Origin of the sequence: Alkalihalophilus lindianensis (genome assembly GCF_032843265.1) — a bacterium.
In the GTDB taxonomy this organism is placed as follows: domain Bacteria; phylum Bacillota; class Bacilli; order Bacillales; family Bacillaceae_D; genus Alkalihalophilus; species Alkalihalophilus lindianensis.
In genome coordinates this window covers 1,015,735-1,041,248 of record NZ_JAWJBA010000001.1, presented here as the reverse complement: position 1 = coordinate 1,041,248, position 25,514 = coordinate 1,015,735, and the positions used below count along the sequence as shown (strand labels likewise).

Below are 25,514 nucleotides of genomic sequence, written 5' to 3'. Positions count from 1 at the left end.
AAGAAATAATTTTACAGACCGACTGGGGAGCTTCGTTTGTTGCGCTAGTGATTTTTTTATGAAAGGGGGGTATCCTATGGCCATACCTACTGCTGTAAAAATTAGAGAATATCTGGGTGAATCTTATTTAGAGTCAGATGAAGAGCTCATAAAATTATATATTGAAACTCACCAGTTCTATCGGAGACTACAGAAAGAAATCAAGAAAAGTGATTTAATGTTTGAGCATACTAATAAAGCAGGGGCTACGAATTTGGTTAAAAACCCCTTATCAATTGAACTCACTAAAACTGTTCAAACATTAAACAATCTATTAAAATCTCTAGGTTTGACACCTGCTCAAAGAAAAAGGTTAAACAGTGGACTTAGTAATAATAGCGGAGACGACGATGATGACTTCGACGACTTCTAATGAATTTAATTTACTTAGTCTTAATCCGATCAAACTAGAAAAATGGTATGGAGATTGGCGAGAACAACAGATTAGATCCGGTTATATCTTAGTTGAATCGTCTGACCGCGTTTTAACAACTTGGTATGCAGAAGAGGTCGTCGGGAGAAGGATTAAGGCTAGTAAAAAGGTTGTTTTGGCTTGCAAAAGACACTTAAATGATCTAAAAAGAGCAGGAACAGACGATTTTCCATACGTTTTTGATGAGGAAAAAGCACTTAGGCCAATTCGTTTTAACGAAAAGTACTGCAAGCCATCAAAAGGCGACATAAAGAAATTAGTTCTGCAACCATGGCAACATTTTGTTATGGGTTCACTATATGGATGGGTCCATCGAGATACAGGCGTTCGACGATTTCGCGAAGGTCTTATTTTTATTGGTCGGAAAAACGGAAAAACAACGATGATCAGTGGATTAGCTAATTATGCAGTAAGTAAAGACAAAGAAAATGGCGCCCGTGTTTATGTTTTAGCTAACTCCAAGCAACAAGCGGGAGAATTATTTGATGAAAGCCGAGCCATGGTCCAGAGTTCACCCCAATTGCGTAAACGGTATCGGGAAAATCAAAAAGGTATTTTTTATGATAAGACCAAATCACGGATCGAACCAAGAGCTTCAGACAGTAAGAAGCTAGATGGGCTTAATACTCATTTAGGCATTTTTGATGAGATACACGAATTTGTGGACTATAAGTTGATCAATGTTATTAAAAAATCACGCGGATCTCGTAAACAACCAATGATTCTCTATATCACCACCGCTGGATACCAATTAGACGGTCCTTTAGTAGATTATTACAGTCAAGCTGATGAGGTGCTAGATGGGGCTGTAGAAGACGATCGTACTTTTTACTTTATGGCTGAGCTTGATGACGAAAACGAATTTGATCAACCTGAGGAATGGATTAAAGCAAACCCTAATATGGGTGTCTCACTTGATTTGCCTATATTAATCGGAGATTGGAAAAAGGATAAACGAACACCTCAAGAACGAAGTGATTTTATTGCAAAGCAATTCAATTTCTTTGTGAACAGCACTCAACAATCTTTTCTAGATTACCAAACTATCAAGAACAATGAAAAATCGATAGATATGGAGCAATTAAAAGGAAAGACGTGCATTGGAGGTTTTGATTTATCAGATTCAGAGGATTTTACAAGTGCCTGTTTAGAGTTTCCGGTGATTGAAACTGGTGAAGTGGTTGTTTTGTCTCACACGTGGATACCAGAGAAAAAGGTTATAGAAGACAATGAAAAAATACCTTATCGAGAATACGAGGAAATGGGACTGTTAACCATTATTCCTGGTGAATATGTCAAAAAAGAATACATCTTTAATTGGTTCGTTGAACAATCGAAGGTCTACAGCATTCAGTTGATTACGTATGATCCCGCAAAAGCATTTGGTTTAGTCGAGTCATTAAAAGATTATGGATTTAACACATTAGTTGTTAGACAGGGTTATTTAACATTAGGTCCAGCCGTTGATAATGCTAAAGAAATTTTTATAGATGGGAATGTTATCTTCAATAAGAATCGTCTCTTTAGATGGTATGTGAATAATGTCAAATTAGCAGAAGATAGCAATAGAAACAAGTTGCCACAAAAACAGAGCCGTTATAGAAAGATTGATGGCTTTGCTGCTTTTATCAACTCTCACACAGAGGTTATGAAGCTCCTGGTGAGCAAACCAAAGGGAGACAGAGTTGAGGTTATTTCAATGGCTGATCTATTAAGGGGGTGATTAATTGAAATGGTATAACAAATTCAAAAGTGTAGTAGCGATGGCTGCAGTTAAATGGGCTGGTGCGACCTTCGATCTTTCCAATTGGGCCGGTCGTACTTTTTGGGGTATTGATAACTCAAAATTAGCTACAAACGAAACCATTTTTAGCGTTGTATCGCGTTTATCAAATGTCTTAGCGTCAATGCCTATAAAGCTCCATAGAGATTATGATTTAGTAACGAACCAAGCTTCTGAAATTCTAACGCTTACTCCAAATCCTAATATGACTTCATTCGAATTTTTGAGATTAATGGAAACTAGGAGAAATGAAAGTGGTAATGCGTACGCAGTTATTGAGAGAGATATCAGAGGGGGAGTAACTCGATTAACTCCTGTAGAATCCTCGGCCGTAGAACCGATATTAGAATCTGAATCACAAGAATTGTGGTACAAAATTATTGGAGAATCACAAACTTACTATTTTCATAATTTAGACGTACTGCATTTAAAACACATCGTAGGTGCTAGTGGGTTAAAAGGGATTAACCCAATAAAGGTACTACAAAACACCATTGATTATGACCGGGCAGTACGTGAATTTAGTTTGAAAGAAATGGAGAGTGCTCCAAACTCTTTTGTTGTAAAATATGCAGCTAATATTGATACAGAGAAGCGTAAAGAAGTCATTGCTGATTTTAAGAGGTTCTACCAAGACAATGGAGGTATTCTGTTTACCGAGCCTGGTGTAGAAATCGATCCTATCGATCGGAAATATGTTGCGGCTGATACATTCACTTCAGAACGTATTACAAGATCCCGTGTTGCGAATGTTTTCAACATGCCAGTCACTTTTTTAAATGACACTGAGGGTCAAAGCTACTCAAGTAATGAACAATTAATGCTTACATTTGTACAAATGACATTGATCCCCATTGTTAGGCAGTACGAACAAGAATTCAATCGTAAGTTGCTAACTCAAAGCGATCGTCAGGGAGGTCACTATTTTAAGATTAACGTAGGAGGCCTTCTTCGTGGTGATTCAAAGTCGCGAAAAGATTTTTATCACGGCGCATTAAGAGACGGCTGGATGGACCGTGATGAAGTTAGAAGGTGGGAGGATTTACCGCCAAGAGGAGGCCAAGCAGCAGAGTTATGGATTAGTGGAGATATGTATCCACTAGAAATGGATCCACGTGAGAGAAAGGGGGTGAGAGACAATGAAAAAGGTTCAGAAGGAGCAAAAGATGAATGATTATTTTATGTCAGCAAATAATTTTAATAATGTAACCAAAAAAAAGTTCTGGGAAATGAAATTGTCTACTGATAATAGTGCGTCTGCGGATATCTTTATTTATGGAGATATTGTTCGATACCAATGGGATGAAGAAGATACTTCAGCTTCTAGTTTTAAAGAAGACCTTGATAGTTTAGGTGATGTTAGTACATTAAATCTATATATTAATTCACCGGGTGGAAGTGTATTTGAAGGAGTAGCCATTCATAACATGCTAAAAAGGCATAAAGCAAAGGTTAATGTCCACATCGATGCATTAGCAGCATCAATAGCAAGCGTTATCGCCATGAGCGGTGACGTTATTTTTATGCCTAAAAATAGCATGATGATGATTCATAATCCGTGGACTTTTGCTATGGGCAATGCAAAAGAGTTAAGGAAAATCGCTGAAGATTTAGATCGCATTAGCGTTTCTGCTATTCAAAGCTATTTAGCGAAGGCAGGTGATTCACTCGATGAAGAAACTTTGAAACAATTACTTGATAATGAAACATGGTTGTCGGCTGAAGAAGCTAAAACGTACGGACTTTGTGACGTAGTTGAACAAGAGAATGAAATGGCAGCATCAACCAACCAAGAACTTTTTGCTAAGTACAAAAATGTACCGAGTAGTTTACAAGCTAAGAATGATAGAACTATCTCAGCCGAAGAAATGTCCCAGCGTCAAAAAATAGCAGAAAAAGCAAAAGCGAATATTAAAGAATTGAATTTAATCTCTGGAGGAATGTACTAATGGGAAAACAAATCAAAGCTATCGAAAAGAAAGTGGCATGTAAAAAATCTTATTTACCAACAAAAATACAATTTTTTGGCGCACAAACTCTATTTGAACTAAAACAAAATTTGGCTACGATTGGTCAGCAGTTAAAAAAGACTGAAGATAACCTGGCACAAAAAGCTATTGATCCAAGCGCAACAATGGATGACATCACTGCTTTGCAAAGATCTCGTGATGATTTGAAAATGCGATTTGATGTAGTGAAGGAGCAACATGACAGTCTAGAGGCTGAACAAAAAGCTAAGTTTTCTCAACAACAAGCTTTTCAACAAAAAAATAATCCTGAAGATCCGAAACAGAAAGTACTTCAAGCTAAGGCTGAACTTATTCGCTCTACTATGAATAAGCAACCAGTTTCCAACGAGGTTTATCAGGCGCTAGGTGATGATGGTCAAACAGGTGGAGGTAAATTCCTTCCTAAAACCGTTTCATCAGATATCATCGTTGAACCATTCGTGAAAAATCAACTACGTGACTTGTCTACATTTACGCAAATCACTAACCTTGAAATTCCTAAATTGAATTTTGCTTTAGATGATGATGACTTTATCGCTGATAAGGAGACTGCCAAAGAGCTAAAGGCTACTGGTGATACTGTTTCATTTGGTCGTCACAAATTCAAGGTATTCGCCGGCATCTCAGAAACTGTATTGAATGGTACGCATACTAATTTAGTTAGTCATGTAGATCGTGCGCTCCAATCAGGTGTAGCGGCTAAAGAAAAGAAAGTTGCATTTGCTACTACTCCTAAATCAGGAGAAGAGCATATGTCCTTTTATTATCCTCAAAACAATATCAAAGTTGTGAATGGTGCAAATATGTATCAAGCTATTCGAAAAGCAATTGCGGATTTACATGAAGATTACCGTGAGAATGCAAAGATTGTTATGACCTATCAAGATTACTCTGACATTATTGAGTTTTTAGCGAATGGAAATGCAACTTTATATACAGCGCAACCAGAGCAAATTCTAGGGAAGCCAGTTACCTTCTCAGATTCTGCAGTAGATCCTGTTGTTGGTGATTTCTCGTATTCTCACTACAACTATGATCTAAATGTACTTTACGATCGTGACAAGGATGTAAAAACAGGTATTGAACAGTTTGTTATTACAGCTTGGATGGACCATCAAATCAAATTAAAATCGGCATTCCGTATCGCTAAAACAGAAACGCCCTAAGGCTCCCCAAAGCTTAACGGTCACTTCCAAGACTGATAGTTCCGTGAGCTTATCTTGGGAAGCGGTTGAGTATAGTGGGGGTATTGACAAGTACGAGATTTATAGGGACGGAGAACTTATAGGCTTGCGTAAGGGTCTGACGTTCTCAGAGAGCGGTTTAAATCCTTCTAGTACCTATGAGTACCAAGTGAGGGCAATAGCCTTAAATGGGGCGATCTCGAGCTTCAGTGAAGCTGTTTCGGTGACCACGGACGAAACACAAGCAGAAAGCGGTGAATAAACTTGGAAGAAGTTATAAGTTCCACATTGCCGTTTGTAAAGAGTCACTTGCGAATCGACGGGACTTTTGAGGATGAATTCCTTAAAAGTCTTATTGGTTCTGCCGTTGAGGAAACAAAAGATATGGGAGTGCCTATCTCTCTTTCTGATGAGTATAGATACAAGTTACTAATTGGTATGTTTGTTAGTCATTGGTATGAAAATCGAGGTCAAGTTCAGGATGGATCCCATGCAACTACTAAAGATTTACCTTATGGTATCCAAAGCCTTGTCTTAAAAATGAGAGTGATCCCAGATGAATCCAAGTAAATATCGTAATCGAATTGCTATAGGGTCGTTTGAGAATTTTAGAAATCCTGTTACAAAGATAGTTCAAAAGAAATTCTCTACTTTTTACGAGTGTTGGTCTGCTGTAGTTGAACCTACAAACTGGCAATCTTTTAAGGTTGCGGTTGAAAGGGCAGAGGCTAGAATCTTCTTTGAAATTCGATATGTAGAGGGGATTAAGCCGGGGATGCTAGTATCGTTTAAAGACAAACATTTTGAAATAGAGGAAGTAAAGCCTGATTTTCAATATAAAAGGGAAACCGTTTTGCAATGCAAAGGGGTTGTTATTAATGAATCATAATAGTGATGAAGTTGAGGGATTCGAAGAAGTCTTAAAGAACTTGAGTGATTTTGGTAATGGCTATAAGCGTGTAGAGGGACGTGCTGTTAAGGCGGGAGCTACAATTGTTTTAGAAAGAATGAAACAAGAGGTGCCGGTATCTGATATCAATGGTGAAAGCTATGTTCATATTCGTGACGATTTGGGCATGTCAGGAATTAGAAGAGTAAGAGAAGGGACTGCGATAGTCTTAGTAGGACCAGGGAAAAAAACTGCTTGGAGAGCAAAGTTTTTAGAATTTGGGACCATCAAAATGCCACCAAACGCTTTTATAAGCAGGGCGTCCTCTCTTTCGAGATTATTGGTTAAAGTTGCGATTATGAGCGAGCTGAAAAAGGGGTTGAAACTCCGATGATCAGCATGGAAGCAAATATTATTGATGTTTTAGAAGAAGATCAAGAGTTGGCTGTGTTGCTAGAAGTTACGTCTGAGTGGTGGAAAATCCATCGATATTATGTGCCTGGTGGTCATTCAGAAGCTTATCCTTATATTAGAGTAATTGAATTAGATAATGCAGATGTTCATTTTGCAAATAATTCAGCAACTGCAAGTAGTATTCCTGTTCAAATCGACCTCTGGACTAAAGGGGACCCTGCCCCACTACAAAGAAAAATTGATGAAGTAATGAAGTCACTTGGTTACGGACGTAGCGGAGTGGCTTCGTTTTTTGATGAAGAAAATAAAGTGATAAGGAAAGCGTTGCGATACAACAACGTTTTTGAACTATAGGAGGAATGAGTAATGAAAAAAGGAAGTTCTATGGTAGGTTTGCGAGATCTTGTTTATTCCGTACTTGATACAGATGATAAGACTGGTGCTACTTACGGGGAAGTTAAACCGTTTGCCCCAGCTATTTCTGCAAGTGTTAATACAGGTCAAGAATCAGCTACTCAGTATGCTGATAATGGTCCTATCGATGTAATCACTCAAACTGGTGAAACCACTTTAACTGTGGGGACAAATGAAATTATAGATGAAGTCTTAGCTGAAATTCTTGGTCAAACTTTAACAAAAGGCGTTATTGCTTATAAGCAAGATGTAACGCCACCTTGGGTAGCTTTTGGGTTTAAGGGCACCAAAGCGAATGGAGAAGAGAAGTTTGTTTGGTTAACCAAAGGTCGCTTTTCGATCCCATCTAATGAGTTGAACACTAAAACTCAGCAACCTAATTTCCAAGACGCCTCAATTACAGGTACTTTTATTCGCAGAGATTATGATGAAGTATTTAAAATTACGGGTGATACCGATGCTGAAGAGTTTGCAGACTTTAAAGATCTATTCTTTGAGGAAGTCTTTGATCTCTCTTTATTGAACACTACACCAGAAAACTAAATTTAGAGCAAAGGCACTCGATTAACGCGGGTGCCTTTTAACTTTGGGAGGAATTATCATGAAAAGAGCATTGAAATTAACTTTAACTATCGAAGGAAAAGAAAAAACTTTCACACAACATTTTGTCCCCCTCAAGATTCACCGAAAAGCCCTTGAAATGGAAAAAGAATTTAAAGAAAAAGAAGTTGGGCAAATCGAAGCGATTGATTTAAGAGTAGCCCTTCTAGTTGAAGCTTTTGATCATAAATTTACAGCTGATCAGGTAGAAAATGGGTTAAATGCCATTGGTATTAATGATATTTGGTACGAGGTGATTGGCGTTGGTTTACTTGGTTACCCCACTAAAAAAGAATTAGAGAAACAAGAAAAAGAAATGGGGAAGTTCTTAGCGGAAATGAAGGAACATACAGAAGTGACGGATCCGCAAGAATAACAGTGAGTCAAAGGCTAGACCGGTTAAAAGATGATTGTATTATTTTAATGGAAAAATGGTCATTGTTCGACATCGACAATATGGATGTCGATTTTTTTTATGACTTAATAAGACATCAACATAAACAAGAAGATCCATCATACCAACGGAACAAAGAAAAGCAAAATGCGAAAGTGGTTCCTATAGACGCGGTGTTTTAGGGGGTGAGGTCGTATGAACTTGTTAGGCAGTGAAGATTTAGGGAATTTAATGGTCCGTGTAGGTTTAGATGGGACTGAATTAGATAAAGGATTAAAAAATGTAAATGCAAGACTATCATTGGCAAGAAGTGAAATGCGTGCTTCAACCTCTAGTTTTGGCACTTTAGGAACTGCGGCTGACCGGTTGAAAGCTCGTCAAGAAGGATTGACTAAACAATATGACCTTCAAGGGGTGCGTGTACAACAATTAAGGAACCAATACGATGCTTTAGTAACTGCTCATGGAGCTGAATCAGATGCCGCTTTAAAAGCAGGAGCGAAGCTAAATAGTGCCATTGGATCCTACAACAACTTAGGTAACGAAATAGGGGAGGTTTCCAAAGAGTTAGCTTATCAAGAATCTTCATGGGCAACAGCTTCAAACGCTTTGGAAAACTTCTCTGGTAAAGCTCAGTCGCTTGGGGGGAACCTACAAAGTGTAGGAACAGGGTTAACAGCGGGTATAACTGCACCAATTGTTGCACTTGCAGGGACGTCTGCAACAGCAGCTATTAAATTTGAATCAGCATTTGCTGGGGTTCGTAAAACAGTGGATGCAACTGAAGATGAATTTGCCGTCTTGAAACAAGGAATTAGGGATATGGCATTGGAAATACCTGCTGCTGCAACAGAAATAGCGCGTGTTGGAGAGGCAGCTGGACAACTAGGTATTGAAAATGAAGCAATTCTTGGATTTACAAGAACGATGGTAGATTTAGGAGTCGCTACAGATTTATCAAGTGATCAAGCTGCTATGGCTTTAGCAAGGCTTGCTACAATCACTGGTATGAACCAACAAGACTTTGATCGACTTGGCTCAACAATAGTTGCTTTAGGTAATAACTTTGCTGCTGTAGAGTCTGAGATAACTGAAATGGGACTACGGTTAGCAGGGGCAGGTAATCAGGTCGGCTTGACTGAAGCAGATATCTTGGCGTTATCTACCGCATTAGTTTCTGTAGGGATCAATGCAGAAGCCGGCGGATCGGCATTTTCACGTGTAATGATTGAAATGGCTGGAGCTGTAGATGAAGGCGGACAAAAGCTAAATGATTTCGCGAGAATTTCAGGGATGTCTGCAAATGAATTTAAAGATGCATTCGAGACAGACGCTTCAATGGCGATAGAGGCTTTTGTTAGAGGGTTGGGTAATATCTCTGATGAAAGTGAATCGACCTTCGCGGTGCTTGATCAATTAGGTTTATCAGAAATTAGAGTTCGGGATGCACTTTTACGTACATCGGGTGCTTCAGATACTTTGACTGATGCTTTAAAGGTGTCCAACGAGGCTTGGGATGAAAATATTGCACTGACTGAAGAAGCGGAAACTCGCTACGGCACTACGGAATCCCAATTAATCGTCTTCTGGAACAGGTTAAAAGATGTGGCAATAACGCTCGGAGATGAATTGCTCCCAGTCATTAATGACATGTTAGATGCTGCGGTCCCTTTTATTGATTGGCTAGCTGATATGGTTAATAGATTTGGAGAATTAGATGACAGCACTAAGTTTTGGGTTCTCACTATTGCTGGTATAGCAGTTGCTCTTGGACCAGTGATCGTTGCGTTAGGTACGCTCATTAGAAATTTCGGAGTGTTAGCTGGAGCTTTGGGTAGAGGAACAGCAGCGCTTGGTCGTTATAGAACTAGCGCTGCATTAACTGCTACTTCTATCAATGCTCTTGGAACCACGGCTACAGTGACCGCTACAAGGATGAACACCGCAAACACTGCAATGAGTCGAACTGGTAGAGGTATGAGAGGATTACGTGGGGGAGCTACAGCAGCAGGTGCTGGTATGCTCTTAATGAGTGATGGTATAGGTAGCGCAGCGGGAATGGCTCTTATGTTTCTGCCTGAACTGTTAAAACTCGGTAAAGGCGTAGGTAGCTTAGCAACTAAAGCAATTAAGGGCGGAGCAAATTTACTTGGTTTTGGAAAGAATACTTCTGATGCAGGAAAAGCTACAAGTAGTTTGGCAAGTAATACAGCTAAAGGTGGAGGCGCTCTTAGTAAGTTTGGTGCCACATCATTAGTTACATCAAAGAACATAGGAAGTATGGCAAGCACATTAAGAATAGCACGTTTAGGGTTCGCTGCATTAGGAGGACCAGTCGGATTAGGTATCACCGCGATAACTCTTTTGGCTGAAGGTGGATACCATTTATATCAACATATGCGAGAAGAATTGATTCCTACGATAACTGATTTCGGTGATGAAGTTAGTGATTCAACTACTGAAGCGGTACTTGCATATAAGAAATTGAATGATGATGTCACCACTGAATTAAATGGATTAGCATACAGTGGTCAAACTATTACAGGCGAGATGGCTGAGAGCTTAACAGGACAATTTCAAGAAATGGGCCAAACCATTAAAGAAGGATTAAAGGCAGAATTTGATGAAAGTAAGTCTAATCTTGAGTTATTCCTCAAAGACTCTAAAGCTATTACTGAAGAAGAGCAAGCTGAGATCTATGCAAACTTAGACGGGATGTATGAAGCTCGTAAAGGATTAACCCAAAGACACCAAGATCAAATTAATGAAATTATCGAAACGGCCTCTCAAGAAAAGCGATCCTTAACCAAAGAAGAGCAAGAAGAAATTAATCAGATTCAGGTTTTTATGATGAATCAGGCTGTTAGAACCTTAAGTGATAGTGAAGTAGAACAGATTGCAATTATGGAACGACTCAAGCAAGAGAGCGAGAATATCTCTGCTAAACAAGCTGCTGAGATAGTTAAGAACAGTGTGGCAGCTAAAGAGGGATCTATTAAAGAAGCAAACGATAAATACAATGAAGTTGTTGCCGCTATAATACGTGAAAGAGATGAAACGGGTACGATCTCCAAAGAGCAAGCAGACGCCTTAATCAAAGAGGCTGAAAGGCAAAGAGACGAGTCTATTTTAGCAGCAGAAACAATGCACGACAAAGTTGTTCGACAAGCTCAGCTTCAAGCAGACGGCCAAATAAGAAGTATCAATTGGACGACTGGGGAAGTCCTTACTCGTTGGGATCGTTTCAAAGGCGATTTAGCGTACGATATTAACTCTATTTCAAAAGGTATTAATAGTATGCTAGAAGCATTTGGTATCAGTAAGCGTATACCAATGTGGGAACCCAATGGTCGTAGACCTTCAGGTCCTGGGGTATCTGGAACAGGTGTTGTAGGTAATGGTGGCAACACTATTCCAGCTTACGAAACAGGTACCAGCTTAACAGGTCACCCTCAAGACGGCTGGGCAATTACTTCGGAAAAAGGACGAGAACTTGTTCACGATCCTAAGATGGGAACTTATTTAACTGGCAGTAAAGGTCCTGAAATGACATTCTTGCATAAAGGCGCTTCAGTTCTGCCTAATCATCATACAGAACAGTTATTAAAGTCTTATGGATTTCCTGCCTATGAAAAAGGCATTGGAGACTATTTCGACTTATTTATGCAGGGACCTTCCGCACTAGCTGGTAGTGTTTTTAACAAACTAATAGGAACTGATCTTGGTGGCGTATTTAAAGACATAACATCAGGAATATTTTCTAATCTTAAAAAGGGTGCAGCAGAATTCTTAAAAGGAATATTGCCTGAGGTAAGTTTAGGTGGATCAGGTTTCGGGCCCCCATATCGAATGACTTCTCCATTTGGTTATCGAATTCACCCCATCACAAAACAAAGAAGGTTCCATGCTGGCGTGGATTATGCAGCACCTACTGGAACACCAATTCCCTCACAAAGTGCTGGAATGGTTTCGTTTAGTGGTTGGAGTGGCGGTTATGGAAATATGGTCGAGGTTAATAGCGGTAAATACTCATATCGCTACGCTCATAACTCGAAGAATTTAGTAGGTAGAGGTGCTTTGGTTGTTCCTGGACAAACTATTGCGTTGGTAGGGAGTACAGGTCAAAGTACAGGTCCGCACGTCCATTATGAGAAAAGGTTAGGTGGCACACCGATTAATCCGATTGGTCGATTCATGGGTGGAAGAATAGCTAAACCAGAGATCGCAGCGTTTGCCGAAAACGGATGGCCTGAATATGCGATTACTACAGAACCGCAATATAGAAATAGGAGTCTGGATCTATATAATCAATTAGGGACAGAGTTAGGGGTTCCGGATGTCCCGCGTATTAGGGATAGAAATGGTGACACTTTACAAACTACAACTAATGTAATAGAAGAAATTTCAAAGAAATTAGATGGTTTTCTAGATAGGATGCATGGTTTGATTACAATTAATAACAGAAGACCTATTGAGGTTGGATTAGATATTAACAGCAAAAGATTTGTTAATGCAACTTTTGAGGATATTGAAGAAAGGTTACAACGTGGAGAAAACAGGAAATTAAGAAAACGAGGGGGCGGATAAAGAGTGCCTTTTTTTAATGGGATCAATTTAAGAGAGTGGGTTGCTGTTGGGGAGAAGAGCAGATCTTTAGCCCCTCCAATTGAAAATAAATTAATTGAAGTTCCAGGACGCCACGGAAGCTACAATTTCGGTCATGAATTAGGTGTAAGACAAATTTCTATTCCAGTGAATTTATTGGGAGATACGCGTGAAGAAATGATGGAGAAAGCAAAAGACTTCGCGGGAGTTTTGATTACAAACGAAGCAAAATCTCTTTGGTTTCCTGATGAGCCGGATGTCTTTTATTATGCAAAGTTAAGTGGACAAACTGATATGGAGGAGTTTGTTAGGAGTGGGAAAACCACTCTTATTTTTATTTGCTCTGATCCATTTCGTTACGACATGGAAGAAACGACGGAGCAATTTGATGACGATCAACTCACGATCATGTATAACGGTACTGCTGAAGCAAAGCCGATCTTCAAGGCAACGATCAAAGAGCCGAGCACACACTTATCCATCACCAATCAGGAGGGAAAGTCGATCAGTTTAGGTTTTCCAGTAAGCATGGAACAAGAAGCAGTTGTAAGGAAAGAGTTAGTCTTCCATGACACCATGACTTCAACTTCTTCATGGCAGACAGCAGATCGAGTGGATAACGGTTATGTAGCTGGAACAATGGCAGCCGATTATCATGGCTTTTATCCTGAATCATTTGGGGATCCCATCCAACCGCATAAGTGGCAAGGTCCATCATTGAAGAAGGCTATAGGGACACCTCTCCAAGATTTTGAAATTGACATTAATATCGAGAATATGAATGTCGGTTTTGAAACGGGCATGGTTGAAATCTATTTATTAGATGCTAATAACAATACGGTTGGAAAGATCGGATTAGAGGATATTTGGCGTGGTACCGAACAAATGATGGCGAAGTCTCAGTTAGGTGGTATGAATGGCTTCTGGGCATTTCAAGAGTTTCCATCCGTCGGTAATGAGAAGGGTTGGAATAACTTTAACGGACTACTCCGGATTGCACGCATTGGTCGTAGATGGACCATGTATGTGACAAAGTACAGCCCAACAGGGATTCATCGTGTAAGGCGCTGGTTTGGTTATACAGACTTTGATGAGCGGTACACAGTACCGATTACGCAAATACAAGTGGCTACGAGATCATGGCCAAATAGACTTCCTACACAAATGAAAGTGAAGGAAATCAAAGGGTACCGAATCAATGAACCACAAAGTGAATTAGAAGTGCCTTATATTCTGCTGCCTGGTGATCAAATTGAAATCAACACGGAAACATCAGGACTACTTTTAAATGGGGAACCAATGATTGACCTGTATGATCTTTCCACAGAATTTTTTAGTCTGACACAAGGTTTGAATCAGTTAGAGTTAGATCCTAAGGGGATCTCAGATGCGAAAGCTAAATACAGACGTCGGTGGTATTAGATGTTTCTGTTAAGGGGAAGAATCTTAACAGGTGATCAATATGAAAAAAATAAAAGAGGTTCATTGGATTTGGTGGTTACTTGTTGGTTATATACTACTAATAACGTTTGCGGTGATTTTTGCACTGTGGGATAACTTTCAAGTATTTTTTCAATGAAAACTACATTAAACGCAAGCTCACTTTTTCTAGGTGAGCTTTTTTAATGGAAAGGAGGTAAAAATGAAATCACCAGCCATTTGGATTTATGACAAGGATGAACAGTTACAAACAATATTACACCCTGAAAATAAGACCTCTCAGAATGATGAAAAGGTGTCAGAAGATCAGGAAGTGGGTCTTCCCTATTTTGATGGTACGCTCACAGAAGAATTGAACGGAGAAATGATTCTTGAATTCTCTGTACCGGCCGATCATGAAAAGGCAGCATTAATTGAAATGGATGGTCGGGCTGTAACAAGAGATCCTGATGGGAATCTAGTCGAGTTCATTATTCGTATTCCAGAAGATGAAGACGGGCCAGATGGACCGATGAAACATATCTTTGCTGAAGGTGGAGAGTATGAACTGATTGACGAATGGATTACTGGCTATCGAGTACCTAGTGTAGATCTTAAAACAGCTTTAGCTGCCGTTCTTCAAGGAACGCGCTGGTCAGTAGGAGAAGTAGCTGATCTAGGAAAAAGAAGTCTTGATCTAGTCGATATGTCAGTGAAAGAAGCTATCAGTGAATTATTAGATGCATTTAATGGCGAGATCGGATATAGAATTGAAACCCAGGGAAATCAAATTATCAAACGCTATATTGATATTTCAAACCGGAGAGGGGATTACTTAGGTAAAAGGTTTGAGATCGGAAAAGACATTCAAAGTATTAGACGAATCCCAGAATCAACTGGAATCAAAACCCTGTTGTATGGACGAGGAGCAGCAAGGGAAGACGGCAGCCGCATTACATTTGCCGATGTAGAATGGAAAAAAGAAAATGGAGATCCGATTGATAAACCAAGGGGTCAAACGTTTATAGAAGATGTCGAAGCTAGGAATCTCTGGGGATATGATCAAGGGAGAAAGCACCGCAAGGGAATGTATGATGGTCAAGAAGAAGCCCCTGCTGAATTATTAATGAACACGTGGAGATATCTTCAGACTGTTAACAAACCTTCTTATACGTACGAACTTAAAGTGATCACGCTTGCTTCTATCATTGGATATGAACATGAATTAGTTCGACTTGGTGATTCAGTGGACGCTTTAAATCGTCGCATCTACCCAAATATCATTGTGAATGCTTCGATCATCAAGTTCATTCATGATCTGAATTCTCCGGAGCACTCTGAAGTTATACTTGGTGACTTCCGTGAGAAGTTTAGTCAAGAAAGCAGAATGAGACAGCTAGAACGCCGGCTTAATCGTAAAGAAGGCACTTGGGACAGTAAGCCCTCAAGAGATGAAGTAAAGCAAATAGCTGAAGAAGTGCCGGTCACAGATGATCGTTTTGCAAATATTGTACCTCTGCCTCCTGAGCAAGTTAAAGCAGAAGGACTCTTTCAAAACATAGTAGTGAGTTGGGATTACAATACCGCTTCTTATATCGCAGCGTATGAAGTGTTTGCTTCGGAAGAAGAAGGTTTCACACCTGCAGCTGATGACCTAGTGTTTAGAGGTAAAGTCAGCACCTTTATCTTTGAAGGAGAAACGAACAAGACATATTACTTCAAAGTAAGAGCAGTGAACTATCATGAGGTTGCATCTGGTTACTCTGAAGAAGTTTCAGCAAGCACCGTCCACATCATATCAGATGACATTTTATTTGGTCCTGACATTGCAGAGAAGCTTCGTGAGTTAAGTGAGACTGCATCATTGTTAGCTGATGGTTCGATTACATCTGACATGATCAGTGAACTAGCGAAAGAACTGATAAAAGACGATGTGAAAGAATACACCAATCAGGAAGTTCAAGCCATTAATGATCAGTTGATGCAAGAGTTAGCTGAGAAAGCAGGTCTTGAATATGTGGACGGTCAGTTACTTCTTGTAAATCATAAGGTTAATGGGTTAGAGGGTACGACCACTCAGATTCAGAACAATATAAGCAGCATTGAGAATGCAGCGAGCCAATTACAAACCCGTGTGAACGATCTACAGAGCGATATGGTGGATTTAGAAGTATCAGTGAGTGATGATGTCTCTAGCTTGCAAAGTACTGCTAGTAGCTTATTACAGCGGGCTGAGGAGCAGGAATCGGCTTTAGCTTCTGCCAATGGTCGAATTGTGAGTGTGGAAGAGAATATTGACACGATTAACGGCACCATGTCCACCACGATCTCAGAGCTAACCAGTGTGAACGGTATTGTCTCGGAGCATCAGACTACTATTGAGCAACACGCCGGTTTAATATCGGAAAAAGCTAGCATCACCAGTGTGGATACATTAACCGGACGGATCAGTACAGCCGAAGGCAGCATTGAAACGATTGCCGGCCAAGTTTCTATCAAGGCGAATGCAGAGGAAGTCTACACTAAGTCAGAAGTCAACACAGAGCTTGGAAAGAAAGTAGACACCACGGTTTACAATAATCAGATGGCGCAACTTGATGTGAGAATGGACGGAATCTTTGCAGATGTTTCTTCTGTACAAAGCGAAGTGTCCGATGTAGATACACGCCTTGTCTCAGCTCAAACGCAGCTTAACATACAAGCGGGGTTGATAGATGCAAAGGCAGAACGTTCAGAGCTTACCACAGTAGATGGAAAGGTAACCGGTGTGAGAAAGGATCTTACTAATCTACAGATTGATCATAGCGGATTATCATCAAGTGTTATTAGTTTGCGAAGTGATTTTGATGGGTTAGAGATTGGTGGAAGGAATCTTGCAAAAGGAACAAGTAGCGAATTTAAGTCAATTACAATGAATGGTTGGAATGCCTATCATGACGGATCACTTACACCTGATACAGATGTAATACCAGAAGAATTCTATACAGTTAGGGTTTACTATAAAAATGTTACAGATATAGACATGACTGTTCGCGTTTTTTGGACATTGGAGAATGGTTCGAGGGTAGAGTCAACTAATGGGAGCGTTGTTGCAGTTGGAGAAGAAGGGTACTCACTTATCACAAGAAAAGCACCATCAAACGCAATAGCAGGGAAAGCTGTTATTAGAAGAAGGGAAGGCGGAAACACCCTTTCAACGGTAGAATACAAAGAATTGAAATTTGAAAAAGGCAATAAAGCAACCGCCTGGTCGCCAGCTCCCGAAGACATTGATTCTGCAATCTATACAGTTGAGGAGTTTGCATCAAGTATTGATCAAAAAGCTGATTCGATTGCAACAAATGTTTCTAGCCTTACGCAAACGGTAAACGGGCAAGGGTCAAGGATCACGAGTGCAGAAGCTACACTGACGCAACATGCAACAAGCATTAATCTAAAAGCGAATGCTACAGATGTTTATACAAAGTCGCAGGTTGATAGTGCGGTTAATGGTCGAGTAAGTACAACCGTTTATAACAACAAAATGGGAGAGCTTGATGTTTCGATTAACGGTATTCTTGGACGAGTGAGCAACACTGAAACAACCATGAACTCATTGACTGGTGAGGTTTCAAGTGCATTAAGTCAAATTGCCTCCTTAGATATTCGAGCAGATGGAATTGTTCAGAGTGTGAGTGAGGTTAGAGCTGATTTTGATGGGTTAGAGGTTGGAGGGAGGAATTTATTTAGGAATAGCCAAACTAGGGGTATTAGACCTAACAACTCAACAACTACCCCAATGCAAAATACAACAATGGATGATGAATCTGAAAAGTATATCAGAACGACTCCAACGAATGGTACGATAGTCAGTTGCTATGATTTTATAGAAGGAGATATACCTACACCGTTAAAGGTCGGCGAAACGTACCTTATATCTCTTATGGTGAGAGTATCTCATGATGCAGAAATTAGAATAGGGATGACATATCGTGACGGTAGTACTACTCGTGGTCATAATAGCTATACAGATGTCCGAAAATCGGATGGCTGGGTTCAGATATACCTAGTAGTAAATGAGTCAAAAGTTTATGACCGAATAAATACCCTGCTATATACGAATGTGCCAGTAGACTACTTAGACCACAAAAACTGGAAAATCGAAAAAGGTAATAAAGCTACCGACTGGACACCAGCTCCTGAAGACGTTGATTCGGTAATTACAGCCTTAAATGGTCGTATATCTTCTGCTGAAGGTACACTGTCTGTTTTACCTGGTCAAATTGAAGCAAAAGCTTCTCAAACATCCGTTAACAACTTAACAGGTCGCGTGAGTCAAGCTGAATCAAGCTTGTCTGTTCAGGCTGGGCAAATAGCTGCAAAAGTAGAGAAAGACGGGGTCATTGCTTCCATTAACCTCTCGTCAGAAGGCTTAAGGATCAATGGTGCTCTGAATCACATCACCGGTCAAACGTTGATTGAAAATGCTGTGATTGGTAGTGCTGCCATAGCTAATGCAGCGATCACTAAAGCAAAATTAGGAACAGCCATCATTGGAACAGCTCAAATAGAAGATGCTGTTATTACAAACGCAAAGATTGCGAACCTAGCTATTGATACAGCCAAAATAGCAAATGCGGCTATTACGAATGCGAAGATAGCAAACTTAGCAGTGAATACCGCACAAATTGCAAATGCAGCTATCACAGATGCAAAGATTGCTAGTTTGAGTGCAGATAAGATTACAGCCGGAACATTGAGTGCTGATCGCATTTGGGGTGGAACAATTACCGGGGTTGGAATCAATATCTTGGAAGATGCTAGAATAGGTGCAAATCTTAACATTGGTCAAAGAGCTGGAGCAAATAACTATCATAATATCGCAAGCATTCACTTTGGAGACTTTGCAACCATTCATGCACTTAATGCAATGGGAACGATACGTTTACTACCAGGAAAAGGTTCGCCTGTTAGCTTGGAGCTTGGTGGTTTGAGCGATGGCTTTGCAGCGTTACATGCCGGTGATCAATTCCGTTTGTCAGTTCAAGGGAATATGGAGTTCAATTGGAATGTATCAGGAACGGGTCATCCTCTTTATCGAGTTGGAAACAACATTCTTAAAGGAAGAAAAGACACGAATCGATTTGAAGTAAGAAATGCAGCAGACACGGCTTATGCTGCAATTGGCGCTTCTGAATTCATTACTTCTTCAAGTCGTAAACTGAAAACAAACGTCGAAGCGATTGATGACATTGGGTTATACGTCATTAATGGCTTAAAAGTCGTGGGTTATGACTTGATTGATAATGTACAGAACGGAATTTATGACCGTAAAGTTGGTTTAATTGCCGAGGATAGTCCGGCAGTTGCAACGGCTGACCAAGAAGCGATCAATACGAATACGTTGATTCATTACAATGTGAAGGCGACCCAAGAGTTATCGTCACAGGTTCGTACTATGCAAGATGAAATCCTATGGTTAAAGCTTGAAAATCAATACATGAAACAAAAAATAAAACAATTAGAAGCCTGCTAAGATGCAGCATAGGAGGAATCATTCATGAAAGTAGCAATCGAAAATGGAAAAGTGGTACCAGCAATCAATTATCTTTACGGTTTAAAACTAGTAAGAAAGCAATCTCGTATTCGTCGTGACTTTATTAAATTGCTTGACGAGCGAGCAAAGAAAGTTGATGAAGATCGCAAAGAGATTGCAAAAGAACACTCTCACAAAGATGAAAAGGGAGAAGCCGTTGTTAAGAATGGCAACTTTGATATTAAAGACTTAGAGGCGTTTCGTGAGGACGTTAAAGAGTTGAATGAAGAAGAACTTATTCTTGAAGGTGGTGAGCATCGTGGATTGATTCGTACCATGAAGCAGATCTTGGCCAAGTTTGAAGAGGATGAGTATGAGGGACAAACTTCTGAGATTTATGACTATCTCTATGAAGCATTTGAAGTCGATCAAGTAGAATCAGAAACTGAAAAGGGAGCTGAATAAATATGAGTCAACAATTCGAAATCCAAATCACAGGTACAAATATTCGTTATGCAGATGGAGGCATTTCATCTGTGCATGTTCAATTCCAAGCACGTGACCCAAAGAGTCAGATTAACCTTAGTGGGTACATTCCGTTGGAACCAGAAGAGTATCACGGGAATGAAGCGATGGACTCGTTAAGGAATGTCATCAAACAGAAGATTATTGATCGAATCAATGGTGTAGAGGAAGCTCCTGCTGAATAGTAGGGGCTTTTCATAAGCATATTAATATTTGTTGTAAAAGGATAAAAAACCTCCCTATGGAAATAATAGCTATAGATTATGGAAAGGGGAAGCATCATGGGTACACATAAAACGAAGAGTACATTTAATAAGTTAGCTGAAGAGAGAAAACGCAAAGTAGAAGAAGAATTAGAAAATCAATTTAAGAAGCCGATCCTTCATAAAGCGATTAATAGCAAGGAAGTATATATCCCTCTGGATACCGAAAGGTTATGGGGGTAACGAGGAGCCGACATTTGTTGGTTCCTTTTTATTTATAAAAGGGGTGTGAACGTGGAAAACATAACAGTTTGGGTAAACAGGGAAAACCTAGACGTCATACACATGTACTTGTTTGGCGGTGTGAAGTTTTTAGATCTATTAGCTTTATTAATGTTAATTGATGTAGCCACTGGTATTACAAGAGCCATTAAAGAAAAGAGGTTAAGGAGTCGAACGGCTTACTATGGTTACGCTCGAAAGGTAGGGGCATTCGGGATCATTATAGTGGCGAATATTATAGACATCATACTTGACCTAAACGGTGCGGTAGCAATAGCTACGGTGCTTTTTTATATTTCTGTGGAGAGCTTGAGCATTCTAGAAAACTACACACAGATTGGCGGCAAGGTGCCCAAGGCAATTAAGGATAGTTTGCATGTGATTGATACTTCTAAAGGAGATGAGAAACGTGACTAAACAAGTAACGGAATGCGTATTTTGTGGCAAAGAGATCACCTGGAGTAAAGACCTATTTGTAGAAGGAAACCACGGGGAGCCGGTATGCGATGATTGCAAGGAGGTTGAGTCGATTGAGGAAAATTAAAATCTTTATTGATCCCGGACATGGCGGTACCGATCCAGGAGCTGTTGCGCATGGCTTACGTGAAAAAGACCTTGTTCTAACCATCGCACTAGCACTTAAAAGGTATCTTGAACAATTCGAGAATGTGGAAATCATGCTTAGTCGTGAAGATGATCGGTTCCTAACTTTATCGCAACGTACCCAAATGGCTAATGCCTGGGGTGCTGATATCTTCATTAGCGTCCATATTAACGCAGGTGGAGGAGCTGGCTTTGAAACTTTTATTTTCAATAGCAGTGTATCTACGGCAACCATCTCGAACCAACACATCATACACGCTGAAATTATGAAAGCAATTGGTGGGAATGACCGAGGGAAGAAACGAGCAAACTTTGCCGTTCTACGAACTTCTAACATGCCAGCTATATTAACTGAAGCGGCTTTTATCGATAACGCTATTGATGCAGTTAAGTTAAAAGATCCACGGTTTATAGAGAGTGTGGTTCGTGGTCATGGAGAAGGCATTGTCAAAGTCTTCAATTTAAAGCCTAAGCAAGTGAACTCTTCAGTTGCTAATCAAACAAAATCCCAAGAAGATAAAGAGGAGGAATATTTTAATATGAAACTTACACAAGTAGAACTAAGCGCGGTTATCAGTGCATTAGAGGATTGGACAGATGAAACGAAGCATAGCCATCCGCTAGATAAGGAGTGGCTTGAGAAAGCTCGTAAAGGTGAGCTAACTATTCGCAATGCGGTCCGCTTGCAATATGAAGCGCGGCGTAGAGGAATTAGATAGTTGATTTTGTAGGTTAGTACAATAAAAAATAGGAGTGATTGTTATGTCAGATAAAATCAAAGTGTTAGAAGAAAAGATTGAGAGAGTGGAGCAAACTATTTTATCTTTAGAAGTTTCGGTGTCGATGATGGCAGGTGAGATTAATAGAGTGAATGAGAAGGTAATGGTGACGGAGAACGAGTACAAAGAGTTGGAAGATAAGACGAAGGTATTGGATGTAACTGCTAATGGATTACAGAGGCAGAGAAATTCTCAGGGTCAAAATCAAGAATTGAAAAAGATTAGAACCTCTAATGAGCCAAACATAAGAGGTTCTTTTCAATTTACAGATGATGAACTTAGTATCATTTACCGGGCTGTATTTTTTGAATCGAAAAATTATGAAGAGGTAGATGCAAATGGTTATTTAGGAAATGCTACATCAACTATTCTAAGTAAAATAGCTAATTATAACAAGGTTATTGCAGATCCATTTTATGTTTCACATCATCTTTCTAAAGCTGATTGATCACCATTTAAATATTCAAAAGCTAGTGTGTTAATCACATTTAACATGAAGTGACAATCTTCTTTAAGAGCAATGCCTGGACTTGTATGTGATGCCATATTTCTCATTTTATATGCAACTTCAAGACGGGTATTGTCTCTTCTTGAAGTAATACGTTCGTTTACCAAACGCTCTCTTAGTTTACCTAGTTGAGTGTCCCCAGTCTTAACTTTTTTTACTTCATAGTGCTCTAGGATTTTTAAGCAGAGGGTTTCTAAAACCACTCCAAGTGTAGCAGCGCATGGTAAAAAAAGGTTAGAATGGTATGCTGCCATAGCTTGGTCAAGTTGATAGTTGAAATCCTCGTCTTCTACCAGCTTCATTAATGGTTTTAAGTCTAAAATTGAAAAAGGGAATTTATGTGCATCTTTGGCAAAATAGCTTAACGGTTTGGTATTTAGGGTTTTAAAATGTCTAACCTCGTTTCTTATAAGCTCAGTAATCTTATGCACTAACATACTATTTTCGACAGATATCTCGAAGTCATTTGTACGAAAAAAAGAATTATTGAACTTGAGACCTTCATAAGAATCATTAATATCAAACATCACTTGGGATTTATCATAATCCATTGAAGGCAATACTTCCTCTAATAGAAAATCATGTGGATTAATATAATTATCAATCCCTACTAAATCCTTTTCCTTCAATACGTATATTTCCTTTTTTCTATCTCCGGGGGTAGATAAATACAATATTGTGGCGGCCAACTGATAATTAAAATCATAAGGTTGTATTAAAAATAAAATAGAGCAATTTTCCTTTTTTAAAAAACGAAAAGGTTCAGGATTATTCTTCAGATTTTCTCTGTTAAAAGTATTTAACCTTTTAATATAGATATCTCGTAACTGGTCCTCTGCCATTACAGCATTTTGGATATATTCATCAAATTTAAATGGATCATCTAAACCTTTGTACTCTAGTTTTAGAACCTCTGCCATGAAAAAACCTCCACATTTTAATAGATTTGTATTTTACATGACTATACTATCATTATTTTAGGAAATTTAGGAAGTGTTATATTCTTGCTTAGAAATGGATAATGAATCGAAAAACGAAAAAACACCTACTCCCTGCCTAAGAGTAAGTGCTTTTTCTGATCTTTTTTCATCATCATTCTATAATCGTATCGGGTAAGATACAGATTAATTTTAATACTTTATGCCTAAATTGTCTACACAATTATTGAGGCAATTTCGATCGAGTAAAGATTGCTTCGTTTATAATTGTGCGTACTGTAGTAGACACGTTTACAATAGCAACCTTACTTTTCGCCTCAGGCCCAATTTCTTCTATAAGTTTAGCGAATAATTCATCTGCAAAAGATGAAGTTACCATCTGGACATTAGAAAGATCAACTGTAACTTTATGTTCTGCTGAAATAATGGAAAGTAATTCACTTCTAATTTTAGCTCCTAGATCTCTCTCAGTAAGTACGCTGCCGTTTTGTGCTAATGAAAACATTTATACCACATCCTTTAGAAGAAAGTATCTTGGAGGCTATCTTCCAAGACCTCATTTAGATTTGTTTGAAGTACATTCGGGATTCGTAGTACTACGATTGTTCCTTTAAACTTCGTCGGAAGCTTAATGATCTTTGGGTTATCGACTGGGTTTTTCTTACTGACCTCTAATTTGTATTGCTCAGTGACAATTGTTACTGAAGCTTTTTTATTTCTTTCAGCTATTTTACAAAGATTATACAATCCAACACCTGGTGATTTTTCAGCATAGCCTACTGGGTTATGCGATGCACTGGTGTACTGTTGTATACTATGCTTTAGTATTTCTACATCAGTACCATAATTACCTGCATTCCTCAAAGATTCTATTATACCTATACCACAATCACATATGGTAACCTCATTTACTGTTTGACCCATGTAATTTTGAAAACTAATTCTACCAGTTGAAAAGGAATGTCTTCTTACATTACTTACTACTTCGCCTATTGAATAAGATAGCATTTCCCTGCTGTCTTCGCTAATAAAAACATTAGGTCTATCAGAGTACTCTTCTAAAGATTTAGTTAATCTTTCAGTGACTCTCATGTCGCTATTAGTGATGGTTTCTAATTCTAAAAAACGTCCATTCGAAGCCTGTTTATTAAAATCATAATCGATGTGAGGTAATTCATTGAAGAAACCTAATCTATTCGCATAGTTAAAAGAGTTAGATTCACCTTTAACATCATATCTAAATCCCTCATTCTGTAAAAAATCTAGAAAGGCTCTCGCGATAACTAAACTTGAATTGCTTACAAAATCCGAGTTGAAAATAACTTGAATATAAAAATCTTCTCCAAATTGATCTCTAAGTAAACTTGCTTCGTCTATGAACTCAGTAGTAGTTTGAACTAGAAGATCATCCGGAAAAGAGCGTACATAAAATTTTAGTAGATGCATAAGGTGCCACCCTTCATAAGTATTGGTTCTTTTTACATAATAATACTTATGGAACTAAAATTTCTATGATTTCGACAAAACTTACTATTAAACGACAAGTAATAAAGTTTGCTACTTATTCACATATGACCGCAAGATATCACGCACGTTATTAGCCATCACATGAGAAAGAACCTTCATTTCTTGTTCTTGTCCTCTAACCACAACGAGATAATTGCAGTATTTCACACTGGATGATGAATCCACTCCTAGTTCATGTACCGCAATCCCTTTTCTTTTAGCTTCGCGTTTTAGTTCACCTATGTCTTTACCGATCCAATCGATCTTGCTTTTGAAAAAATCCAAGTAGATATCACTGAACTTAAACTTAGAGGCTTCCATCTTTTCTAAATCCTTCTCTATTACTCGTCGTGTCATAGGAAGATAGATGTATTTTAGGATCAATTCATACTCATCTTTAGTCGTGATCATAAACAAACACCTCGTCTTTTTGTTTTATTATATACGAATGTTTGTTCGTGTTTCAAGTAGA

General features: G+C 39.0%; 25 protein-coding genes and 1 pseudogene. 22 read left to right on the top strand and 4 right to left on the bottom strand.

Annotation, left to right across the window (positions count from 1 at the left end; genetic code table 11):
- Nucleotides 1–76 precede the first annotated feature (76 nt).
- The 22 genes and pseudogenes from RYX56_RS05740 (at nucleotide 77) to RYX56_RS05635 (ending at nucleotide 22,538) form a co-directional block, all read left to right on the top strand.
- A complete protein-coding gene (locus RYX56_RS05740) occupies nucleotides 77–412 on the top strand; it encodes a phage terminase small subunit P27 family (protein ID WP_317121103.1) in 336 nt (111 codons plus the stop codon).
- Nucleotides 390–2,195 carry a terminase large subunit gene (locus RYX56_RS05735; protein ID WP_439108465.1) on the top strand — a complete coding sequence of 602 codons (1,806 nt, stop codon included), beginning with the start codon at nucleotides 390–392 and terminating at the stop codon, nucleotides 2,193–2,195. Before RYX56_RS05740 ends, RYX56_RS05735 begins: the two co-directional genes overlap by 23 nt.
- 4 nt (nucleotides 2,196–2,199) lie before the next feature.
- Nucleotides 2,200–3,429: a phage portal protein gene (locus tag RYX56_RS05730; RefSeq protein WP_439108455.1), complete on the top strand. Its 1,230-nt coding sequence runs from the start codon at nucleotides 2,200–2,202 to the stop codon at nucleotides 3,427–3,429.
- A gap of 7 nt (nucleotides 3,430–3,436) precedes the next feature.
- A complete protein-coding gene (locus tag RYX56_RS05725) occupies nucleotides 3,437–4,204 on the top strand; it encodes a head maturation protease, ClpP-related (RefSeq protein ID WP_317121312.1) in 768 nt (255 codons plus the stop codon).
- The gene (locus tag RYX56_RS05720; RefSeq protein ID WP_317121102.1) at nucleotides 4,204–5,430 is read left to right on the top strand and encodes a phage major capsid protein; all 1,227 of its coding nucleotides are present in this window, start codon (nucleotides 4,204–4,206) and stop codon (nucleotides 5,428–5,430) included. Before RYX56_RS05725 ends, RYX56_RS05720 begins: the two co-directional genes overlap by 1 nt.
- Nucleotides 5,431–5,443: 13 nt before the next feature.
- Nucleotides 5,444–5,710, top strand: a pseudogene (locus RYX56_RS05715) (fibronectin type III domain-containing protein); the annotation flags it as partial.
- A gap of 2 nt (nucleotides 5,711–5,712) precedes the next feature.
- On the top strand, nucleotides 5,713–6,018 hold the full coding sequence (locus tag RYX56_RS05710; RefSeq protein WP_317121101.1) for a head-tail connector protein: 306 nt from the start codon (nucleotides 5,713–5,715) through the stop codon (nucleotides 6,016–6,018).
- Nucleotides 6,005–6,337 (top strand): head-tail adaptor protein, encoded by a 333-nt coding sequence (locus RYX56_RS05705; RefSeq protein WP_317121100.1) that lies wholly within the window; start codon nucleotides 6,005–6,007, stop codon nucleotides 6,335–6,337. The genes RYX56_RS05710 and RYX56_RS05705 overlap by 14 nt, the downstream gene beginning before the upstream one ends.
- Nucleotides 6,327–6,731 carry an HK97-gp10 family putative phage morphogenesis protein gene (locus tag RYX56_RS05700; RefSeq protein ID WP_317121099.1) on the top strand — a complete coding sequence of 135 codons (405 nt, stop codon included), beginning with the start codon at nucleotides 6,327–6,329 and terminating at the stop codon, nucleotides 6,729–6,731. The genes RYX56_RS05705 and RYX56_RS05700 overlap by 11 nt, the downstream gene beginning before the upstream one ends.
- Nucleotides 6,728–7,105 carry a hypothetical protein gene (locus tag RYX56_RS05695; RefSeq protein ID WP_317121098.1) on the top strand — a complete coding sequence of 126 codons (378 nt, stop codon included), beginning with the start codon at nucleotides 6,728–6,730 and terminating at the stop codon, nucleotides 7,103–7,105. Before RYX56_RS05700 ends, RYX56_RS05695 begins: the two co-directional genes overlap by 4 nt.
- Nucleotides 7,106–7,117: 12 nt before the next feature.
- The gene (locus RYX56_RS05690; RefSeq protein WP_317121097.1) at nucleotides 7,118–7,708 is read left to right on the top strand and encodes a major tail protein; all 591 of its coding nucleotides are present in this window, start codon (nucleotides 7,118–7,120) and stop codon (nucleotides 7,706–7,708) included.
- 58 nt (nucleotides 7,709–7,766) lie between these two features.
- On the top strand, nucleotides 7,767–8,141 hold the full coding sequence (gpG, locus tag RYX56_RS05685; RefSeq protein WP_317121096.1) for a phage tail assembly chaperone G: 375 nt from the start codon (nucleotides 7,767–7,769) through the stop codon (nucleotides 8,139–8,141).
- Nucleotides 8,142–8,354: 213 nt separating this feature from the next.
- Nucleotides 8,355–12,746 (top strand): phage tail tape measure protein, encoded by a 4,392-nt coding sequence (locus RYX56_RS05680; protein WP_317121095.1) that lies wholly within the window; start codon nucleotides 8,355–8,357, stop codon nucleotides 12,744–12,746.
- Nucleotides 12,747–12,749: 3 nt separating this feature from the next.
- Nucleotides 12,750–14,186: a distal tail protein Dit gene (locus RYX56_RS05675; protein WP_317121094.1), complete on the top strand. Its 1,437-nt coding sequence runs from the start codon at nucleotides 12,750–12,752 to the stop codon at nucleotides 14,184–14,186.
- A gap of 220 nt (nucleotides 14,187–14,406) precedes the next feature.
- Nucleotides 14,407–19,698 (top strand): phage tail spike protein, encoded by a 5,292-nt coding sequence (locus RYX56_RS05670; RefSeq protein ID WP_317121093.1) that lies wholly within the window; start codon nucleotides 14,407–14,409, stop codon nucleotides 19,696–19,698.
- Nucleotides 19,699–19,722: 24 nt separating this feature from the next.
- Nucleotides 19,723–20,163, top strand: a complete 441-nt coding sequence (locus RYX56_RS05665) for a hypothetical protein (RefSeq protein WP_317121092.1) — start codon at nucleotides 19,723–19,725, stop codon at nucleotides 20,161–20,163.
- Nucleotides 20,164–20,165: 2 nt separating this feature from the next.
- Nucleotides 20,166–20,408, top strand: a complete 243-nt coding sequence (locus RYX56_RS05660) for a hypothetical protein (protein WP_317121091.1) — start codon at nucleotides 20,166–20,168, stop codon at nucleotides 20,406–20,408.
- Between the two features lie 96 nt (nucleotides 20,409–20,504).
- A complete protein-coding gene (locus RYX56_RS05655) occupies nucleotides 20,505–20,669 on the top strand; it encodes a hypothetical protein (protein ID WP_317121090.1) in 165 nt (54 codons plus the stop codon).
- A gap of 51 nt (nucleotides 20,670–20,720) precedes the next feature.
- Entirely contained in the window at nucleotides 20,721–21,125 is a 405-nt protein-coding gene (locus tag RYX56_RS05650; RefSeq protein ID WP_317121089.1) for a phage holin family protein, read from the top strand.
- Nucleotides 21,118–21,252 carry a hypothetical protein gene (locus tag RYX56_RS05645; RefSeq protein ID WP_317121088.1) on the top strand — a complete coding sequence of 45 codons (135 nt, stop codon included), beginning with the start codon at nucleotides 21,118–21,120 and terminating at the stop codon, nucleotides 21,250–21,252. The genes RYX56_RS05650 and RYX56_RS05645 overlap by 8 nt, the downstream gene beginning before the upstream one ends.
- A complete protein-coding gene (locus tag RYX56_RS05640) occupies nucleotides 21,239–22,030 on the top strand; it encodes an N-acetylmuramoyl-L-alanine amidase family protein (protein ID WP_317121087.1) in 792 nt (263 codons plus the stop codon). Before RYX56_RS05645 ends, RYX56_RS05640 begins: the two co-directional genes overlap by 14 nt.
- Nucleotides 22,031–22,073: 43 nt before the next feature.
- Nucleotides 22,074–22,538, top strand: a complete 465-nt coding sequence (locus RYX56_RS05635; RefSeq protein WP_317121086.1) for a hypothetical protein — start codon at nucleotides 22,074–22,076, stop codon at nucleotides 22,536–22,538.
- Here the strand turns inward: RYX56_RS05635 and RYX56_RS05630 are convergent.
- The 4 genes from RYX56_RS05630 to RYX56_RS05615 form a co-directional block, all read right to left on the bottom strand.
- Complete coding sequence (locus RYX56_RS05630) at nucleotides 22,517–23,518, bottom strand: hypothetical protein (protein ID WP_317121085.1); 1,002 nt, start codon at nucleotides 23,516–23,518, stop codon at nucleotides 22,517–22,519. The genes RYX56_RS05635 and RYX56_RS05630 overlap by 22 nt on opposite strands.
- Before the next feature lie 241 nt (nucleotides 23,519–23,759).
- Nucleotides 23,760–24,041 (bottom strand): STAS-like domain-containing protein, encoded by a 282-nt coding sequence (locus RYX56_RS05625; protein WP_317121084.1) that lies wholly within the window; start codon nucleotides 24,039–24,041, stop codon nucleotides 23,760–23,762.
- A 14-nt stretch (nucleotides 24,042–24,055) separates the two neighbouring features.
- Entirely contained in the window at nucleotides 24,056–24,982 is a 927-nt protein-coding gene (locus RYX56_RS05620) for a hypothetical protein (RefSeq protein WP_317121083.1), read from the bottom strand.
- A gap of 111 nt (nucleotides 24,983–25,093) precedes the next feature.
- On the bottom strand, nucleotides 25,094–25,453 hold the full coding sequence (locus RYX56_RS05615) for a YhjD family protein (RefSeq protein ID WP_317121082.1): 360 nt from the start codon (nucleotides 25,451–25,453) through the stop codon (nucleotides 25,094–25,096).
- Nucleotides 25,454–25,514 lie beyond the last annotated feature (61 nt).

Excerpts from the sequence above, each read along its gene's own strand:
- RYX56_RS05740 (WP_317121103.1), top strand. The coding sequence starts at position 77 with ATGGCCATACCTACTGCTGTAAAAATTAGAGAATATCTGGGTGAATCT.
- RYX56_RS05735 (WP_439108465.1), top strand. The coding sequence starts at position 390 with ATGATGACTTCGACGACTTCTAATGAATTTAATTTACTTAGTCTTAAT.
- RYX56_RS05725 (WP_317121312.1), top strand. The coding sequence starts at position 3,437 with ATGTCAGCAAATAATTTTAATAATGTAACCAAAAAAAAGTTCTGGGAA.
- RYX56_RS05720 (WP_317121102.1), top strand. The coding sequence starts at position 4,204 with ATGGGAAAACAAATCAAAGCTATCGAAAAGAAAGTGGCATGTAAAAAA.
- RYX56_RS05705 (WP_317121100.1), top strand. The coding sequence starts at position 6,005 with ATGAATCCAAGTAAATATCGTAATCGAATTGCTATAGGGTCGTTTGAG.
- RYX56_RS05700 (WP_317121099.1), top strand. The coding sequence starts at position 6,327 with ATGAATCATAATAGTGATGAAGTTGAGGGATTCGAAGAAGTCTTAAAG.
- RYX56_RS05695 (WP_317121098.1), top strand. The coding sequence starts at position 6,728 with ATGATCAGCATGGAAGCAAATATTATTGATGTTTTAGAAGAAGATCAA.
- RYX56_RS05690 (WP_317121097.1), top strand. The coding sequence starts at position 7,118 with ATGAAAAAAGGAAGTTCTATGGTAGGTTTGCGAGATCTTGTTTATTCC.
- gpG (WP_317121096.1), top strand. The coding sequence starts at position 7,767 with ATGAAAAGAGCATTGAAATTAACTTTAACTATCGAAGGAAAAGAAAAA.
- RYX56_RS05680 (WP_317121095.1), top strand. The coding sequence starts at position 8,355 with ATGAACTTGTTAGGCAGTGAAGATTTAGGGAATTTAATGGTCCGTGTA.
- RYX56_RS05670 (WP_317121093.1), top strand. The coding sequence starts at position 14,407 with ATGAAATCACCAGCCATTTGGATTTATGACAAGGATGAACAGTTACAA.
- RYX56_RS05665 (WP_317121092.1), top strand. The coding sequence starts at position 19,723 with ATGAAAGTAGCAATCGAAAATGGAAAAGTGGTACCAGCAATCAATTAT.
- RYX56_RS05660 (WP_317121091.1), top strand. The coding sequence starts at position 20,166 with ATGAGTCAACAATTCGAAATCCAAATCACAGGTACAAATATTCGTTAT.
- RYX56_RS05655 (WP_317121090.1), top strand. The coding sequence starts at position 20,505 with ATGGGTACACATAAAACGAAGAGTACATTTAATAAGTTAGCTGAAGAG.
- RYX56_RS05635 (WP_317121086.1), top strand. The coding sequence starts at position 22,074 with ATGTCAGATAAAATCAAAGTGTTAGAAGAAAAGATTGAGAGAGTGGAG.
- RYX56_RS05630 (WP_317121085.1), bottom strand. The coding sequence starts at position 23,518 with ATGGCAGAGGTTCTAAAACTAGAGTACAAAGGTTTAGATGATCCATTT.
- RYX56_RS05625 (WP_317121084.1), bottom strand. The coding sequence starts at position 24,041 with ATGTTTTCATTAGCACAAAACGGCAGCGTACTTACTGAGAGAGATCTA.
- RYX56_RS05620 (WP_317121083.1), bottom strand. The coding sequence starts at position 24,982 with ATGCATCTACTAAAATTTTATGTACGCTCTTTTCCGGATGATCTTCTA.
- RYX56_RS05615 (WP_317121082.1), bottom strand. The coding sequence starts at position 25,453 with ATGATCACGACTAAAGATGAGTATGAATTGATCCTAAAATACATCTAT.